Source organism: Arsukibacterium tuosuense (genome assembly GCF_900215315.1).
In the GTDB taxonomy this organism is placed as follows: Bacteria; Pseudomonadota; Gammaproteobacteria; order Enterobacterales; family Alteromonadaceae; genus Alishewanella; species Alishewanella tuosuense.
On sequence record NZ_OBEB01000006.1, the window covers coordinates 238,340 to 254,017 of the forward strand.

A 15,678-nucleotide genomic window follows, 5' to 3' on the forward strand; every position below is an offset into this window, starting at 1 on the left:
ATGTTGATGCGTCTATTGTTAGTGGTTATGCTGATGCTGACAAATGAAAAAAAGGCTCGCGGCAGATGAAGAAAATTCATAATGATTGAAATTAAACACTTAAAAGCCATTCAGGCCATTGCTGAACAAGGCACCGTTCAGGGTGCAGCAGAATCGCTGTGCATCACTCAGTCTGCCTTATCGCACCAGCTGGCGGAGCTTGAGCGGCGACTGGGGCAGCAACTGTTTGTTCGAAAAAGCCAACCGCTGGTATTTAGCCAAAGTGGCCAGTTGCTGTTAAGCACCGCGGCTAAGGTCTTACCGGAAATTAATACTATAATTCAGTTGCTTAAACCGGTAACGGCTAAACCAAAACGTCTTAAACTCTGTGTCGAGTGTCATGCCTGTTTTCACTGGTTAATGCCGGCAGTAAAGGCGTTTACCAGTCAGTCGCCGCGAGATCAAATTGAATGGGTAGCGGAGATTGAGCATCAGGCCGTAGAAAAGCTACTGCAGTGGGAGTTGGACGTGGTGCTGACTTCAGACAAGCGGTCTGATAGCAGGGTGAGTTACCAGCCACTTTTCAGTATGCAACTGCGGGTATTATTGAGCCCTGAGCATCCCTTAGCCACAAAAAGCTGGCTAGAACCGGCGGATTTGCAGCAGCAGACATTATTAGGGTACCCGCTACCTCAAGCCCGACAGGACGTTTTTCGCTTTTTCCTGGCGGATTTACCTTTTCTGGGGGTGCAAAGACAGATAAGTCAGGCCAGCCAGATTTTGCAATTGGTAGCAGCCAATCAGGGAGTGGCGGTTTTGCCAGACTGGATGGCTCAGCCATTCTTACAGCAAGGACTGATTGCCAGCCTGGCACTGGGCCGTAATGGGTTGTGGCGACCTATGTACCTGTGCTGCCGGCAACAGGACGCCAATACACAACCCATTACGCATCTCATTGATGCCCTGTGCAGCAACCGCCCCGAAAGCAGCCGCGCGGCTTGTGCAGTGCCGCTGGAATAACGTACTATTTGTCGTCGATATACCAAACAGTGAACAGCCATGCCACCAGTTGAGTTAATTTTATTACTGCTAAGCCCGGTATTTTTGCTCTGTGTAATGCTGGAGTGGCGCTTTGCCGTGCTCAGACAGCAAAACTGGTATCAGTGGCGTGATACTCTGGCGAACGCCGTGCTGGCGCTACTGCATCAGGGTTCAGATATGCTGGCGCTGTTGCTGTTAATGCCATTTTTTTACTGGTTACATCAATACAGCTTGTTTACTATTGAACTCACTGCGTTGAATCTGCTGCTGGCCTTTGTGCTGCAGGACTTTCTGTACTACTGGTTTCATCGTGGCTCGCATCATATTCGTTGGCTGTGGGCATCCCATGTGGCACATCATAGTTCCCGACTGATGAATTTCAGCACTGCCTTTCGCCAAAGCCTGACGTATCCACTGTCAGGTATGTGGTTGTTCTGGCTGCCAATGATTTTGCTGGGATATGACCCAACGTTAGTGTTCGCTGTAGTTGCCCTTAATTTAGCATTTCAGTTTTTTGTTCATACCCAGGCCATTGGCCGGCTTGGTTTGCTGGAGCACATTTTTAATACCCCTTCACACCATCGGGTGCATCACGCTTGTAATACTATTTACATTGACCGTAATTTTGCCGGCGTACTGATTATCTGGGATAAAATGTTTGGCACTTTTGTCCCCGAGCAGACGGACGAGCCTTGCCGCTACGGTATTACAGATGATTTCAACTCGACTAATCCGCTTACCATTACTTTTTATGAATGGCGGCGGATGTGGCGTGAGGCAAGTAGCGCCGGGCGGCAGCAGTCTTTGTGGCAGGTACTTTTTAGAATGCCGCCAAAATTAACCGCTGGCACCACAGAAAAATTAGCTGAATAAGTTGCCGTTCAGCTGCGCAAAAAAAGCAATTTGCACTAAGCTTGAATAAAGTCATAACACCCTGAGGTGATTTATGAAGTCTATCAAGCTTTTAGTCTTACTAGCTGTCACGTTAATGCTGTTTTCTTGCAAACCTGTCTCTGAACCTGAAATAGCCGTGCCGGCCGAGCCGGTGGCGCAGCGGATGTCGGCGGTACCGCCCCAGTGCTCCCTTACCATGGGCTTTGATGCTTGGGAGCCTTACCAGTATATGACGGTAGGTAACACCGTTACCGGACTCGATGTTGAGCTGGTAAGGGCTGTCGCTTCTGAAATGCAGTGTGAACTGAGTATTGTTCAGGGGAGCTGGGTGGAATTGCTGGGTTTACTCAAAGAGGGGGAAATAGACTTTGTGCTGGGGGCTTCCATTACTGAAGATCGTCAGACTTTCGCCTATTTCTCTGAACCCTATCGCCAGGAACAGTTTTCGTTGTTTGTACGTGCAGACGACGCTGAGTTGCCCGTGACCAGTATTCAGGAGTTCGTCAGCGCCGGTCACAAGCTGGGTATCGTCAACGAGTATTACTATGGCGATGAAATTGCAGAGCTTTATGCCTCAGCCGAGTTTAGGCCGCAGTTTGTTGGCGCCATCATCAGTGAGATGAACATGGCGCGGCTACTGGACGAAGAAATAGACGGCTTTCTGGAGGACAGCTTCGTCGCCACGTCGATACTGCGACGTAAAGGGCTGGATGAACTTATCAAGCCGCATCAGGTAACCCTGGGCAATAATGATGTATATGTGATGTTCAGTAGAGCGTCTGTTGAAGAAGAGTCAGTTGCTGAGTTTAATCGTGGGTTAGCGGCTATTAAGCAGAATGGTCTTTATCAGCAAATTGTCCAACGTTATCAGGACTAACGTTATCAGCGTTAGTATTTTAAGGACTGTTCAGCCAGATTGAATTGGCGGCTGAGAATGGCTGCAGTGAAACTGGCTTTCAGATAAAAGCCGCGGGGCAGGGTTTGAATCGGTTCACCATTGGCCCCGACCGCGGCAGTTAATGCTTTGCTATCGGCTGCTTTGGGTCTGAGTTGTAATACTTTGCCATGGGCACCACGGATCTGGTCGATGCCACCGAGAGTGATTAATTCCATTAACTCTTCCCAATCCTGCTGCAGCGCTTGCTGTTCAGCAACAGAGGGCTGCCATAAAAAGCCAGTGCCAATAACGCGCTCTGCCAGAGGAATTTGTCGTTCGGCCAATATGGGTACCCAAAGTACGTGCTGCAGCTTCTGGCAAATCCAAGATTGCTGCCAGCTTTGACTGGTGACGCCAGTCAGAGGCGCGACACAAACGTAGGTGCTTTCCAGTGGCTTGCCTTGTTGATCAATGGGTAAGGTTTTTAATTCAATGCCCAGCGCCGGGAAATCGGGTATTGCCTGAGAGCCCGCCTCTGCACCAAGCGCGAGTTCAAGTAACTGACCAACCCAGCCTTTATCCCGTTTTAAATTAGCGGGAACGTCTACCTTTAGCTGGGCAGCCAATTGACCAAGGGTCAGACCTGCAATGCTATGACAACAATGCAGTAATTGTCCGGCTGTGTTCAATGGCGTTTTTTTCAACGAATTACTCGCCGTAGTATGCGGTTACAGGTCGACGTTACCGTAGCATTTTTATCGCATTGACGCTGCTTAAAAACGCAGCAAACTAACTTATGCACAGCCTGCAAATAAAAATATCGGCAGTATTGCGTGCATAAGTTATTGTAATTTGCAGGATTAACAAAAAATAATAAGGCGATGAACAGGCAGAATCTATCGTTACTCAACAGCCTTGTGCAACTTAACAACAGTTTTATCCACAGAGTCTGTGAAGAAGTTCACATAGGTTAGGTAAAGAAAATGGGAAATGTGGATAACTATGGATTAGCACAAGCATTGCGGCTAATGAAATTCCGTTTGCCGTAACCGCGACTTTGTGAAAGAATCTTTGTTATAGCAGAAATAGACTCGCTAGAGGTTTGTGTGATCGATGCCGAAGGTTTTCGGGCCAATGTCGGCATAGTGATTTGTAACACCCAGGGACAGGTGTTTTGGGCGAAAAGATATGGTCAGCATTCCTGGCAGTATCCACAGGGTGGTATCGACGATGGCGAAACGCCAGAGCAGGCCATGTATCGCGAACTGCATGAGGAAGTCGGGCTACGGCCTGAAGATGTAGAAATAATCAGTGTTACCAAGCATTGGTTGCGCTACAAACTTCCGAAACGCTTAATTCGCAAAGACAGTAATCCTGTGTGTATCGGGCAAAAGCAAAAGTGGTTTTTATTGCGTTTGACCTGTCGGGAAGAAGATGTAAATCTGGCTGTAACATCGCATCCTGAGTTCGATAACTGGCGTTGGGTCAGTTATTGGTATCCAGTGCGTCAGGTAGTGGCTTTTAAACGAGAAGTGTATCGAAAAGTCATGCGTGAATTTGCCCCGGTTGCTTTGCCATTTACCCGCAGAGATATTAAAAAAAAGTATTAAGAAAATATATTAATAACTATTAAATTTGCTAAAACCGACAGGACAATGAGGTTCTTATGCTAAGCCAGTTGCGGCGGATTGTTCAGGATGTGGCTCAGGAGCCAGCTCTAGACAATGCTCTGGCTGGCTTAGTCTCAAGCATTAAAACCGCATTGGCCACCGAATGTTGTTCGGTGTATCTGGCTGATTATCAGCAACAGCATTTTATGCTGATGGCTACCGACGGCTTAAATCAGGATGCTGTGGGTAACGTTGCTATCGGCTTTTCTGAAGGATTAATCGGTTGGGTAGGGCAACGGGAAGAACCTATCAACCTCGCTCAGGCTCAACTCCATCCGCGCTTCAGGGTTACGCCTGAAGTTAGTGAAGATCGCTTCTCTGCTTTTCTCGGTTGTCCTATTATTCACCATCGAAAAGTGCTTGGCGTATTAACCATTCAGCAATCGGCTGAGCGGGTGTTTAGTGAAGATGAAGAGTCTTTTCTGGTTACCCTTGGTGCCCAGTTAGCCTCGGTATTAGCGAATGCAGAAATGCGTGATGCGGCCAGTCAGAGCCCATCTACCATGGCGAAGTCAGGTCAGCTGGCTGGATTGCCGGGCGCGCCGGGTATGGCCATTGGCGAAGCATATGTACTGCAGCCCTCCAGCGATTTCGACGCCATTTCCCTGAAAAAGTCTGATGAACCAGAAAAAGAACTGGCATTGTTCTACCGTGCCGTAAAAGTGACTAAAGCTGAGTTTAACCGGCTGGCCGAGCGAATGGCCGGCCATATCCCGGCAGACGCCCTGGCGATATTTGATGTATATCACCAGTTGCTTGATGCGGCCAGTCTGGGCCAGGAAATTGAGCAGCAAATTGCTGAGGGCTGGTGTGCGAAAAGCGCGCTGAAGCGGGTAGTGGAAAAGTTTGCCCGCCAATTTGACGATATGGACGACGCTTACCTGCGAGAGCGGGGCACTGACATCCGGGATTTGGGACAGCGGGTTTTGAATAATCTGCTCGACTCGGAGCAGCGTAAAGTGAAACTGCCGCAACGAGTGGTATTAGTTGCTGACAACGTTACTGCCACCATGCTGGCTGAGGTCCCCCGTGAGCAACTGGTTGCTATTGTTTCGCTGCGGGGCTCGGTTAACTCTCATGCGGCTATTATGGCCAGGGCCCTGGGCATCCCGGCCGTAATGGGCGTGAACGAACTGCCGTTGCTGCACTGGCAAAATCAGCAGGTGATAGTGGATGGTTATGAAGGCCATATTCTGCTGTCGCCGGTTGAAGCTATTTGCGCGGAATATCGGCGGCTGATTAATGAAGATGCAGAACTAACAGCGCGTTACCAGCAGGAAGTGGCGCTGCCGTCACAGTCTTCATGTGGCAAGCCTTTTAAGCTGATGGTGAACTGTGGCCTGGCTATTGAGCTGGAAACCAGTAATGCCGAATACACCGATGGGGTTGGCCTGTATCGTACCGAGTTTCCGTTTATTATGCGTAATCGTTTTCCCACTGAACAAGAGCAAGTGGAGCTTTACCGCAAAGTACTGAGTGGTTATGCCGGCAAGGCCGTGGTGATGCGTACGCTGGATGTCGGTGGTGACAAAGCTTTACCCTATTTTAGTATTGTTGAAGAAAACCCGTTTCTTGGCTGGCGCGGCATAAGGCTGACGCTTGATCATCCTGAGATTTTTCTGGTGCAAATCCGGGCGATGTTAAAAGCCAACATCACTTTGGATAATTTACACATTCTGCTGCCAATGATTTCTGATCTGGCTGAGGTCGATGAAGCGATCCGGCTGATCAGACAAGCCAGTTTTGAAGTCAGTGACGAGCTTAATATTGCGCTACCAAAACCGAAAATTGGCGTAATGATTGAAGTTCCGTCAATTATGTATCAGCTGCCAGAACTGGCAGCGCGAGTTGACTTTTGCTCAGTGGGTACCAACGATCTTACTCAGTATCTGCTGGCAGTTGACAGAAACAATGCCCGGGTTGCTAACCTGTATGATGCGCTGCATCCGTCGGTGCTACGCGCGTTGAATTTATTGGCTGAACAGGCCCGGCAGTTAAAGTTCCCAATTAGTATTTGTGGTGAGCTTGGTGGTGAGCCGGCAGGTGTGTTGGTATTAGCAGCAATGGGCTACAGTCGCTTTAGTATGAACAACAGTAATCTGGCGAAAATTAAGTGGTTGTTACGTCGGGTGAAAGTGACTGAGCTCGAAGCAATATTACCCGAGGTGCTGGCATGCCAGTCGCCAAAGCAGGTGAAACAGTTGGTACAACGCTTTTTGGAGCAAAAGCAGTTGCTTAGCCAATTGAGAGCTTAAAACTTATTCAGCTGATTTAATGGTACAAGCAGCACGCTTGTACCGCAGTATTTATATTGAGATGTCCTTTGTTAACAATACTTCTGATTTCTGCGCTAATTGGTTGTCTGGCTGGCTTTCTGGCCGGTTTACTGGGTATTGGCGGTGGTCTGGTTATTGTGCCGGTTTTGGTGGTGCTGCTGCCGGCATTAGGCGTGGTTAGTCTGGATAACGTTATGGTGGTTGCAGTAGCCACGTCACTGGCCTCGATTATTATTACCTCAGGCTCCTCTATTCGTGCCCATCATAAACGCAATAATGTCAGTTGGTCATTGGCCGGCACTGTTATGCTGGGTGCCGGTATTGGTGCAGGGATGATTGGTCTGGTTGCCCATCATATAAATGGCACGACCTTAAGAGTAATTTTTGGGGTGGCAGTATTTTTGCTGGCATTAAGAATGCTTGGCTCACGCAGTGTAATGGGCCGGGCGCCGTTGCCGGCAAAACCCGTGCTTGGTGCTATTTCAGCAGTGCTTGGCGCTATATCAGGTTTACTGGGTATCGGCGGCGGCGCGCTGGTGGTACCGGTGCTGAACTATTTTTCTGTCGACATGCGCCGGGCTATCGGCTGTGCCGCAGCCAGCGGTATCGCTATTGCTGTCCTTGGCACCCTGGGGTATGTTATTGCCGGCTGGCAACGCTACCAACTGACCGACGGTTTTGTTGGTTATATTTATTTGCCTGCATTAATTGGTGTTGTCTCCACCTCGGTATTTACGGCGACGTTGGGTGCAGCTATGACCCAGCGCCTGCCAGTGCTTACCATAAAAAGAGTGTTTGGTGTGTTCCTGATGCTGGTTGCCGCCAGAATGGTTTTTAGTTAATAATATCAACAGTTTAAAATTTTTGGTTATGATGGTTTTTAAAGGATAAAGATGACAAGTTCCTACCTCGACTTTCCTGATATCGATCCGGTATTAGTTTCTATAGGCCCGTTATTTGGTTATGGACCGCTCAATATCCATTGGTACGGCGTCATGTATGCAGTCGCATTTGGCCTTGCATACTGGTTGGCCAACCGCGCAGCCGCGAAACCGGGCTCGGGCTGGACTAAAGAGCAAGTCAGCGATTTGCTGTTTTTTGGCTTTCTCGGGGTAATTGTTGGCGGCAGACTGGGCTATGTGTTCTTCTACAATTTCGGACAACTGCTGGCAGAGCCGCTGTACCTGTTTAAAACCTGGGAAGGCGGTATGTCGTTTCATGGCGGTTTGCTCGGAGTGTTACTGGCGATGGCCTGGTTTGCCCGGCGTTACCATAAATCTTATCTGCAGCTGGGCGACTTTGTCGCGCCACTGATTCCTCTTGGCCTGGCTGCCGGCCGGCTGGGCAATTTTATCAACGGCGAATTATGGGGCCGCACCACTGACGTGCCGTGGGCGGTAATGTTTCCCAATGCAGGAAGTTTACCCCGTCATCCGTCGCAGCTATACCATGTGCTGCTGGAAGGCATTTTATTGTTTATTATTATTATGCTGGTTCGGCGCTTAAAACCGGCTACCGGTACTGTGGGTGGGGTGTTCCTGCTGGGCTACGGTGTGTTTCGCTTTTTCGTGGAGTTTTTCCGTCAGCCCGATGCCCATCTTGGTGTATTATCAGCCGGTATGACAATGGGGCAATGGCTGTGTCTGCCGATGATCGCAGCAGGCCTCGGCCTGATAATTTACGTGAATAGTAAGCCCGCAGTGTCAGTACGGGGGAGAAAATGAAGCAATATCTTGATTTAATGCGTCATGTGCTGGAGCACGGCCATAAAAAAACCGACCGTACCGGCACTGGTACCATAAGTGTATTTGGTTACCAGATGCGTTTTGATTTGCAGCAGGGCTTTCCGCTTATTACCACCAAAAAATGCCATCTGCGTTCGATTATTCATGAGTTATTATGGTTTTTAAAAGGTGAAACCAATATTGGCTACCTGCAGGACAATGGCGTATCTATCTGGAATGAATGGGCGACTGAAACAGGAGAGCTGGGGCCGGTATACGGCGCGCAGTGGCGCAGCTGGACCAGTCATGACGGCCAGGTAATTGACCAGATAAGCGAGCTAATTAACGATATAAAACGCACACCTGACTCACGCCGCTTAATTGTCAGCGCCTGGAATCCTGCTGTACTACCCGATACCCGTTATTCACCTAAAGAAAACGCCGCTATGGGTAAACAGGCTTTACCGCCGTGTCATACTTTGTTCCAGTTCTATGTCAATGATGGCCGTTTATCATGTCAGCTATATCAGCGCAGTGCCGATATCTTCCTCGGTGTGCCATTTAATATTGCCAGTTATGCCTTGTTAACGTTAATGGTGGCACAGGTTTGCGGCCTGGAACCCGGCGATTTCGTGCATACGTTTGGCGATGCGCATCTTTATTTAAACCATTTAGAGCAAGTGAATACCCAACTGGCCCGCGAACCTTATCCGATGCCAACCATGCGGTTGAATCCGGACATTAAAGATATTTTTGGTTTTAGCATTACTGATTTTACTTTAGAGAATTATCAGGCTCATCCCCACATTAAAGCGCCAGTGGCGATTTAATGACAAAAATATCCTGATTTTCTGGCCTGGATCTTGCTTTTGATAATGGCAAAGCATTCAGGCTTGAAAAGAGGTAAATATGAAGTGGCTATGGTTTGCAGCAGGTTTTCTGCTGACAGGCGTGGTGCTTGCCGGTTGTGCGCGTCCGGCGGCACCTGCGGCGACACCAACAACAGTATCTGAGCTGAGTCCGCAGCCGCTGGGGTTTTATACCGAGCGAATAGCCAGGCAATTATTTGCCCAACTGGATGACAGTCCACTTTGGCTTACCCGGCCGCAAATTGCCGTCAGCAGTTTTTTACCTGCGACAGCTTTACACTTGCGCGACGCCAACACCGAGCAGCGCGACTTTGCCAATCAGCTCAGTGAAAGCATGCTTGCGCACAGCCGCCAATTCGGTTATGCCGTTTACGAGTACCGGTTGAGCAATGAAGTGATGCTGGCAGATGATTATGAGCAGGCGCTTAGCCGCCAAATAAGCGACATTAAAAGCAAAGGCGAAGCCAATACGCTGCTTACCGGTACCTACACCCTGCAACAGGACGCGGTTATTGTGAACGCCCGCCTGATCCATATTCCATCCAAGCAAGTGTTGGCAGCGGTGACTGATTATATTCCGGCAAATGTGCTGTGGAGCACACAGCAAGTTAATAAACGTGGTGCCATGTTTTACCGGCAAAGTCCGGCAGGAGAAAATCAATGAAACGGCTAACAACTATAGCAATTTTAACAGTGCTTAGCGGCTGTGCAGCACCCGAGCGCACTGTTACCGTTACAGGTCAAAGCGGTGATAGCCAGGACAACCGCACGCAACGCATCGCCCAGCTACCAAGTACGGCATCACCTGCAGGCAATGATTTGCAAAGCTCCACTGGTCTGCCGCTGTTAACGGTTAACGACTATGTAAGAAATCTGGTGCATGAATTGATGGCATTGCAGCAGAGTCTGGATAGTGACAGCCAGATCGGCGTAACAGATTTTAGTTATGTTGATTCAGCGCTGGATCAGGGCTCGGTGTTCAGCAATCATTTAAGTGAGGCAATGATTTATGATCTGCATAAATTCGGCGTTCCGGTACTGGACTATAAAGTGACTGATTATATCCGGGTCACTGAAACGGGCGATTTTGTGTTGAGCCGCAACTACGAAGAGCTTTCCGATGAAGTGGCTATTCGTTATGTGGTTACCGGCACGCTTACTACTCATCAACAAGGCGTCCTTGTTAATGCCAGGCTGGTACAAATCGACAACAAGCGGGTGGTGTCTGCAGCCCGCACTTTTGTGCCGCGCCATATTGTGCAGGCGGTTATTTCCCGTCAGGGCGAGCAAGTGATGCGGATTAAATAACCTTAAACACCTTGTTTATGTGTTGTCCGGATAAAGTCAGGACTCGCCTAAAGAAACCCTACCTGGTGCCGATATACTGAAACAGACGTTCAGTATATCGGGCATACCATGATAAAAAAAATCTCTCTAATTATCTCTGGCTGCATGGCTTTGTTTATAAGTGGCTGCAGCATGTTACCTTTCAGTCAGCATGATCCCTCACAGAATCCACAACTGTCTTCTGAAACGCCATATATTATTACCGAACCCGGCAGCCGCAGTCAGTCAACAGAACCTGATTATCAGCTGAGGGCATATCCCGCTAGCAGCAGGCTGTACGCCAGCCATAAACAGCTGGATGACTATGTCGCTGAGCTGGCCATGCAGCTGTATCATAACAGCGCCATGCCCATGGTTAATGCAACAGTAGCCGTGGCTGGCTTTGCCGAGTTAACACCGGCACGCAATACCCTGCACCCGCTGGGCAATGATCTGGCTGAGCGTTTTCTGCAGCAACTGCCCCGTTATGGCGTCACTATGGTCGATCATAAACTAACGGGAGGCCTTAAACTGACCGCAGACGGCGATGCGGTATTTAGCAATCGTACTGGCCAGATTACTGCTAACCAACAAATTGATTATGTGCTAAGCGGTACGGTACAACACAGCCAACGCGGGGCTATGGTCAATGTGCGAATTATGCATTTGAAAAACAAAACCATCCTGGCCAGCGCCAGCCAACTGATTCCACTGTTTGTGCTGGATAACAATCAGGCGCTCTGGTAAACGCCAAAACGAATGAGGTACAGCTCAATAGCCTGTCATTTCCAGGTAGCCCTTACCTGAGTGACTGCCTGTGAAGCGGATTGGTCCCTCCCAATAGGCAATCCCTGTTGCCATCCAGGCATTGGGATTTAGTGCCTGAGTGCGTATATCGATGCCAAAATCTTCTACTGTGAGCTGCCATTCTACCGGCAGCTCTCTGCCGGCTACGGTATGCTGTTGTAATAGCTGCATCCGTATTTGCTGTGGTTGCAGCGGTTGGATTGTGCCATCGGCGCGGATGTAAGTGCCGGAAAAATAATCATCCCCTTGCGCATGTCGCAGCCGAAAAAGCATCAGCTTATCTCCATGATCCAGGTGCAGCGAAAACCAGTCCCAACCTTGCTGATCTGCCGACAGCGGTTGACTGCTCCATTCTCTGTCGAGCCAGGCGTCACCGCTAACACTCAAGTGCTCATCTCCTATCTGAATTACACCCGAAACCTCCAGAAAAGGCAGGCTAAGGTAGTAGGACGCTTGTCCCGCCGCTGATTTTAAGCTAAAACCTTGCTCACCCTGTAGTACCGCAGGTCCAATTTTGTTTAATGTCAGGGTATAGTTAAAATCGGCTGTGTTGGCACGTAAAGTAAAGGCTGTGGCGTCTGCATCCAGTGCAGTAATCGACCAGTTATCTATCCAGACAGAAAATGGGTTCATCGTAACACCTGCCTGGCCAATACCACCCCGGGCATAGGTATCGGCAAAAAAATGCTGATTAGTGCTTGTTAAGCCGACATGTCCTAACCAGCGTTGTTGATTCGCCCAGCCATCACGCTGTGGTGAAGGCGAATCCGCCAGACGAAAAAGGGTCCACTGAATGCCAAGCATTTCTCCTGATTCACTTTCCAGGTTAGCCGTTACGTACCACCATTCAATGCGATATTCCGGATGTTGCTTAAGGGCATCGGGGTAGCGGATCTCAATGCCTGGCTGAACCTGGGCGAACCCGGTTGCATCTGACCCCAGCCCGGCAAAGCCCTGGTCAGACACTGAAGGTGAAGGCTCACTGCAGGCTGCTATTAGCAACAGCATCAGCAAAGACGCCAATAAAACGGCTTTATTGATCATCACGAAAACCTTTTAGAAGCTCACCGGGGGAACTGAACCGGAGTTTTAACACTGGCACAATCGCAGCTAAAAAGGCACTAAACAATGCGGCTAGTGTTAAGTATAACCATTGCAGTGGAAAAACTTGCCAGGGAAGTGCCCAGCCAAAAGCACGCACATTAATGACCGTTACTAAACAGTAACTGATAATTAAGCCCAATGGGATCGCCAATAATGCCGTCATTAAAGCTAATAGTAACAATCTGAACAATTCGGTTATGACTAATTGCCGCCGTGAGATGCCACAGGCCCAAATTGGCGCAATTTGGCTCAGCCGCATAGTTGATAAGGTTAACAGACTACTAAATAGCGCAATTGCCGCTATCGCCAACACCAACAGGTTAAGCGCCTGAGTAGCGGCAAAGGTGCGTTCAAACAGTTGTAATGAGTAGCGTTTAACGGCTTGCTGGTCGATAACCTGGGTCTCAGTAAAAGAGAACCGCTCAGTCAGTGCCTGAATGAGGACATCAATCTCTGCTGGCTCAACCCGCAGCGCAAAACTGCCACGCTTTGCATCGGCCCAGTTTAGATATAACGTATCCAAAGCCATCATCACCTGTCCTTTAGGGTTACCATAATCGCTGAATATTGCGCCAATTGTAAATTCAGTTTGTTGCATGCCGGGTATAGTGATGTTATCACCAATGTTGAGCATTAACTGTCGGGCCAGTTGCTCATTAATCATCACCGCTGCACCCGATTCAACGTCATGCCAGGCTTGAGACGTTTTGCTAAGCAAAGGCCAATGGTCAATATAGGTACTGTGGATCTGGATGCCACGCAGTTCAATCGGCATGTCTGCCAGTTGAACGTCTTTACCAGCAGAAGGAAGAATTGCAGTGACATTGGCTTGTTGGCTAAGCCATTGGGTCACTTCCTGAGCCTGTGTTTCACTGTCAGTGCGGACGTAGACTTCTGCAGCAAGACGTTGATCAAGCCAGCCTGTAAAGGTGTTTCGAAACCCCTCAACCATGCCGCCGACACCGATGCTGGTCGACAACGCCAGCAACAATGCAATCAGAGCCACGCTTAGGTGAGGGACTTGCATACGGGCATCTGCCCAGAGCCACTGTGCAGTGGCGGATGTCGGTGTGACTGAGTCTGCAGAAAATGAGTGAGCAAAGCGCTGACATAGCCGCAAAAGCGAGTCTAATATCACCGGCATGAGCAGCGCTGCACTTAGGAACACCAGAGCGAGCAGTAAAAATCCACTTAGTAAGGAATCACCCAGCCATGCCATTAATAAAGCAAGGCTTGCGGTAAAAAGGCCAGCTGCCATTAATGTGTTACGCTGTTTTTGCTGCCCCGGAAATGACATCGATTGGCTTGGATGACCACCGTCGTGCTTGATAAGTTTGAGCAGCGGCACGATGGCAGCAATCAGTGTCCCGCCCCATGCCATAAATACACCCTGCAGCCACCATTGCCATGAAAGTTGTAAGTCGCCTGAAATTTGAGCGCCATATAGCCCGGTCAAACTTGCAGACAGATCAGGTAACAACAATGCCGCAATCCAGTAACCGAGGACTAAGCCTGGCAAGGCTATAAGGCCGCTGAGTAATAACAACTCCACCAATAACCACGCCATCAGCTCACGCTGACTGACCCCACAACTGAATAGAATACGGCGCAGCGTTAATCGTTGAGTCAGCGCCAGGTGAATTGCGGAGTACACCATCAACAAGCCCACTAAGAAAGCAAGTAAGCTCAATGCGGTCAGGTTCAAATGGAAGCTTGCCGTTAACCGCGAGATATCATGATCGCTCTGCGGCAGAATTAAACGCATACGTGTGGCCAGTTCTGCCGAAAGCTGTGAGTGTTGAGTATGATCGAACAGAAGAAGCCTGGATAATTGCCCCTCCATGTTAAGCCAGTGTTGTGCCAGATAGATGTCAGTAATAAGCTCATTGTTTGCCAATGCTGAACTGACTTTAATACTGACCTGATCGCCCTCCGGGTTGATCGGAAAGCCAGCTTTGGTAGTATTTTTCAGTAGGGGGGTAATACGCTCAGCGGTTAAAGGCGATACCCAAACCTCCCAGGGGGGTGTTAAAAAATGATTTAACGACAAATTGGCCGGTAATCCGCTGGCACCTTGATAAGATGCGTTCGCACTTTGCAAGGTCAGCGGCTCAATACCAATAACGTTAAGGGTCAGATCATCTGTAGCAAGCGCCAGTGCTCCTTCCACCAGTGGCGAGACTTTCCAGCCTAAACCGCGCAACTGAATATAATCTGCTTCGGCCAGATGTTGCTCGGTTGTACTGACAATATGCGCTTGATTAATACTATTGAATCTCGCCGCTGCCTGTTCGTAACTGAAACGTGCCTGCTGGTTCAGTGCCTGAACGCCGCTCCACAGCGCCGTTGCCGCGAGTAACCCCAGAATAAGCGTGCTCAACTGCACAGGATGGCGCCACCAGTGGCTCAGTAACGCATGTAATACCCATAGCGAAGGTTGCCGGAGTTGCATTAGCTCAATTGTCCCTGGCTTAAGGTCATTGCACGATCTAGCCGCGCGGCTAACAGGGAGCTGTGAGTCACCATTAGCAAGCTGCTGCCTGTTTCTTTTACCAGCGCTAATATCAGTGACATGACCTGTTCCGCATTGGTTTCATCCAGGCTTCCGGTGGGCTCATCAGCAAACAACAGGGGCGTGCGAGCTGCCAGAGCACGTCCGATCGCAACCCGTTGCTGTTGGCCACCAGACAGTTGCGCTGGATAGCGTTTTAGCATTGTTTCCAGGCCCAACGTTACCACAAGATGCTTTAACCACTTTGGGTCTAACGTACCGGCGAGTCGGGCCTGAAAAGCTAAATTGTCCTGAATTGTCAGACTGGGAATTAAATTTAGCTGCTGAAAAATAACCCCTACATGATGACGTCGAAGCAGGGCGCGTTGGCTATCATTCATTTGAATAAGATCTTGGTTATTAATGATAACCTGTCCCCGATCAGCATGCTCAAGGCCAGCCAGAATATGTAATAAAGTTGATTTGCCACAACCTGATTCTCCCATCAAGGCGACGCTTTCGCCTGCTTTAATACCAAAACTTATGTCACTAAACAGAGGTAGCGGGCCTTGTGGCGTTTGATGTGATTTTGCTAAGCGGGTAACTTGCAGCATTTAACT

The 15,678-nt window shown here is 49.2% G+C and carries 15 protein-coding genes; 11 read left to right on the forward strand and 4 right to left on the reverse strand.

From position 1 onward, the window contains the following. Positions 1-81: 81 nt before the first annotated feature. From CRO03_RS13660 to CRO03_RS13670, 3 genes are all read left to right on the forward strand, one after another. Entirely contained in the window at positions 82-999 is a 918-nt protein-coding gene (locus CRO03_RS13660; protein ID WP_097112181.1) for a LysR substrate-binding domain-containing protein, read from the forward strand. A 39-nt stretch (positions 1,000-1,038) separates the two neighbouring features. Further along, positions 1,039-1,893: a sterol desaturase family protein gene (locus tag CRO03_RS13665; RefSeq protein ID WP_097112182.1), complete on the forward strand. Its 855-nt coding sequence runs from the start codon at positions 1,039-1,041 to the stop codon at positions 1,891-1,893. A 73-nt stretch (positions 1,894-1,966) separates the two neighbouring features. Next, a complete protein-coding gene (locus CRO03_RS13670) occupies positions 1,967-2,791 on the forward strand; it encodes a substrate-binding periplasmic protein (protein WP_245861667.1) in 825 nt (274 codons plus the stop codon). An 11-nt stretch (positions 2,792-2,802) separates the two neighbouring features. Here the strand turns inward: CRO03_RS13670 and mutH are convergent, their stop codons facing one another. After that, complete coding sequence (gene mutH, locus CRO03_RS13675) at positions 2,803-3,495, reverse strand: DNA mismatch repair endonuclease MutH (RefSeq protein ID WP_170949020.1); 693 nt, start codon at positions 3,493-3,495, stop codon at positions 2,803-2,805. A gap of 402 nt (positions 3,496-3,897) precedes the next feature. Between mutH and rppH the strand changes: the two genes are divergently transcribed. From rppH to CRO03_RS13715, 8 genes are all read left to right on the forward strand, one after another. After that, positions 3,898-4,401 (forward strand): RNA pyrophosphohydrolase, encoded by a 504-nt coding sequence (rppH, locus tag CRO03_RS13680; RefSeq protein ID WP_097112183.1) that lies wholly within the window; start codon positions 3,898-3,900, stop codon positions 4,399-4,401. Positions 4,402-4,457: 56 nt separating this feature from the next. After that, a complete protein-coding gene (gene ptsP / locus CRO03_RS13685; protein WP_097112184.1) occupies positions 4,458-6,716 on the forward strand; it encodes a phosphoenolpyruvate--protein phosphotransferase in 2,259 nt (752 codons plus the stop codon). A gap of 68 nt (positions 6,717-6,784) precedes the next feature. Next, positions 6,785-7,579: a sulfite exporter TauE/SafE family protein gene (locus CRO03_RS13690; RefSeq protein ID WP_097112185.1), complete on the forward strand. Its 795-nt coding sequence runs from the start codon at positions 6,785-6,787 to the stop codon at positions 7,577-7,579. Positions 7,580-7,630: 51 nt separating this feature from the next. Beyond that, complete coding sequence (lgt, locus tag CRO03_RS13695) at positions 7,631-8,461, forward strand: prolipoprotein diacylglyceryl transferase (protein ID WP_097112186.1); 831 nt, start codon at positions 7,631-7,633, stop codon at positions 8,459-8,461. Continuing rightward, entirely contained in the window at positions 8,458-9,291 is an 834-nt protein-coding gene (locus CRO03_RS13700) for a thymidylate synthase (protein WP_097112187.1), read from the forward strand. The genes lgt and CRO03_RS13700 overlap by 4 nt, the downstream gene beginning before the upstream one ends. Before the next feature lie 79 nt (positions 9,292-9,370). Continuing rightward, on the forward strand, positions 9,371-9,994 hold the full coding sequence (locus CRO03_RS13705) for a FlgO family outer membrane protein (RefSeq protein WP_097112188.1): 624 nt from the start codon (positions 9,371-9,373) through the stop codon (positions 9,992-9,994). Beyond that, positions 9,991-10,638, forward strand: a complete 648-nt coding sequence (locus CRO03_RS13710) for a FlgO family outer membrane protein (protein ID WP_097112189.1) — start codon at positions 9,991-9,993, stop codon at positions 10,636-10,638. The genes CRO03_RS13705 and CRO03_RS13710 overlap by 4 nt, the downstream gene beginning before the upstream one ends. 171 nt (positions 10,639-10,809) lie before the next feature. Then, positions 10,810-11,403 carry a FlgO family outer membrane protein gene (locus CRO03_RS13715; RefSeq protein WP_141397751.1) on the forward strand — a complete coding sequence of 198 codons (594 nt, stop codon included), beginning with the start codon at positions 10,810-10,812 and terminating at the stop codon, positions 11,401-11,403. A gap of 24 nt (positions 11,404-11,427) precedes the next feature. On the opposite strand, the gene CRO03_RS13720 is transcribed toward CRO03_RS13715, so the two are convergent. Genes CRO03_RS13720 through CRO03_RS13730 form a run of 3 tightly spaced genes read right to left on the reverse strand, consistent with a single transcriptional unit; the run spans position 11,428 to position 15,672 of the window. Further along, on the reverse strand, positions 11,428-12,507 hold the full coding sequence (locus tag CRO03_RS13720) for a lipocalin-like domain-containing protein (RefSeq protein ID WP_097112191.1): 1,080 nt from the start codon (positions 12,505-12,507) through the stop codon (positions 11,428-11,430). Next, a complete protein-coding gene (locus CRO03_RS13725) occupies positions 12,497-15,019 on the reverse strand; it encodes an ABC transporter permease (RefSeq protein ID WP_097112192.1) in 2,523 nt (840 codons plus the stop codon). The genes CRO03_RS13720 and CRO03_RS13725 overlap by 11 nt, the downstream gene beginning before the upstream one ends. Beyond that, positions 15,019-15,672 (reverse strand): ABC transporter ATP-binding protein, encoded by a 654-nt coding sequence (locus tag CRO03_RS13730; protein ID WP_097112193.1) that lies wholly within the window; start codon positions 15,670-15,672, stop codon positions 15,019-15,021. The genes CRO03_RS13725 and CRO03_RS13730 overlap by 1 nt, the downstream gene beginning before the upstream one ends. Positions 15,673-15,678: the final 6 nt, after the last annotated feature.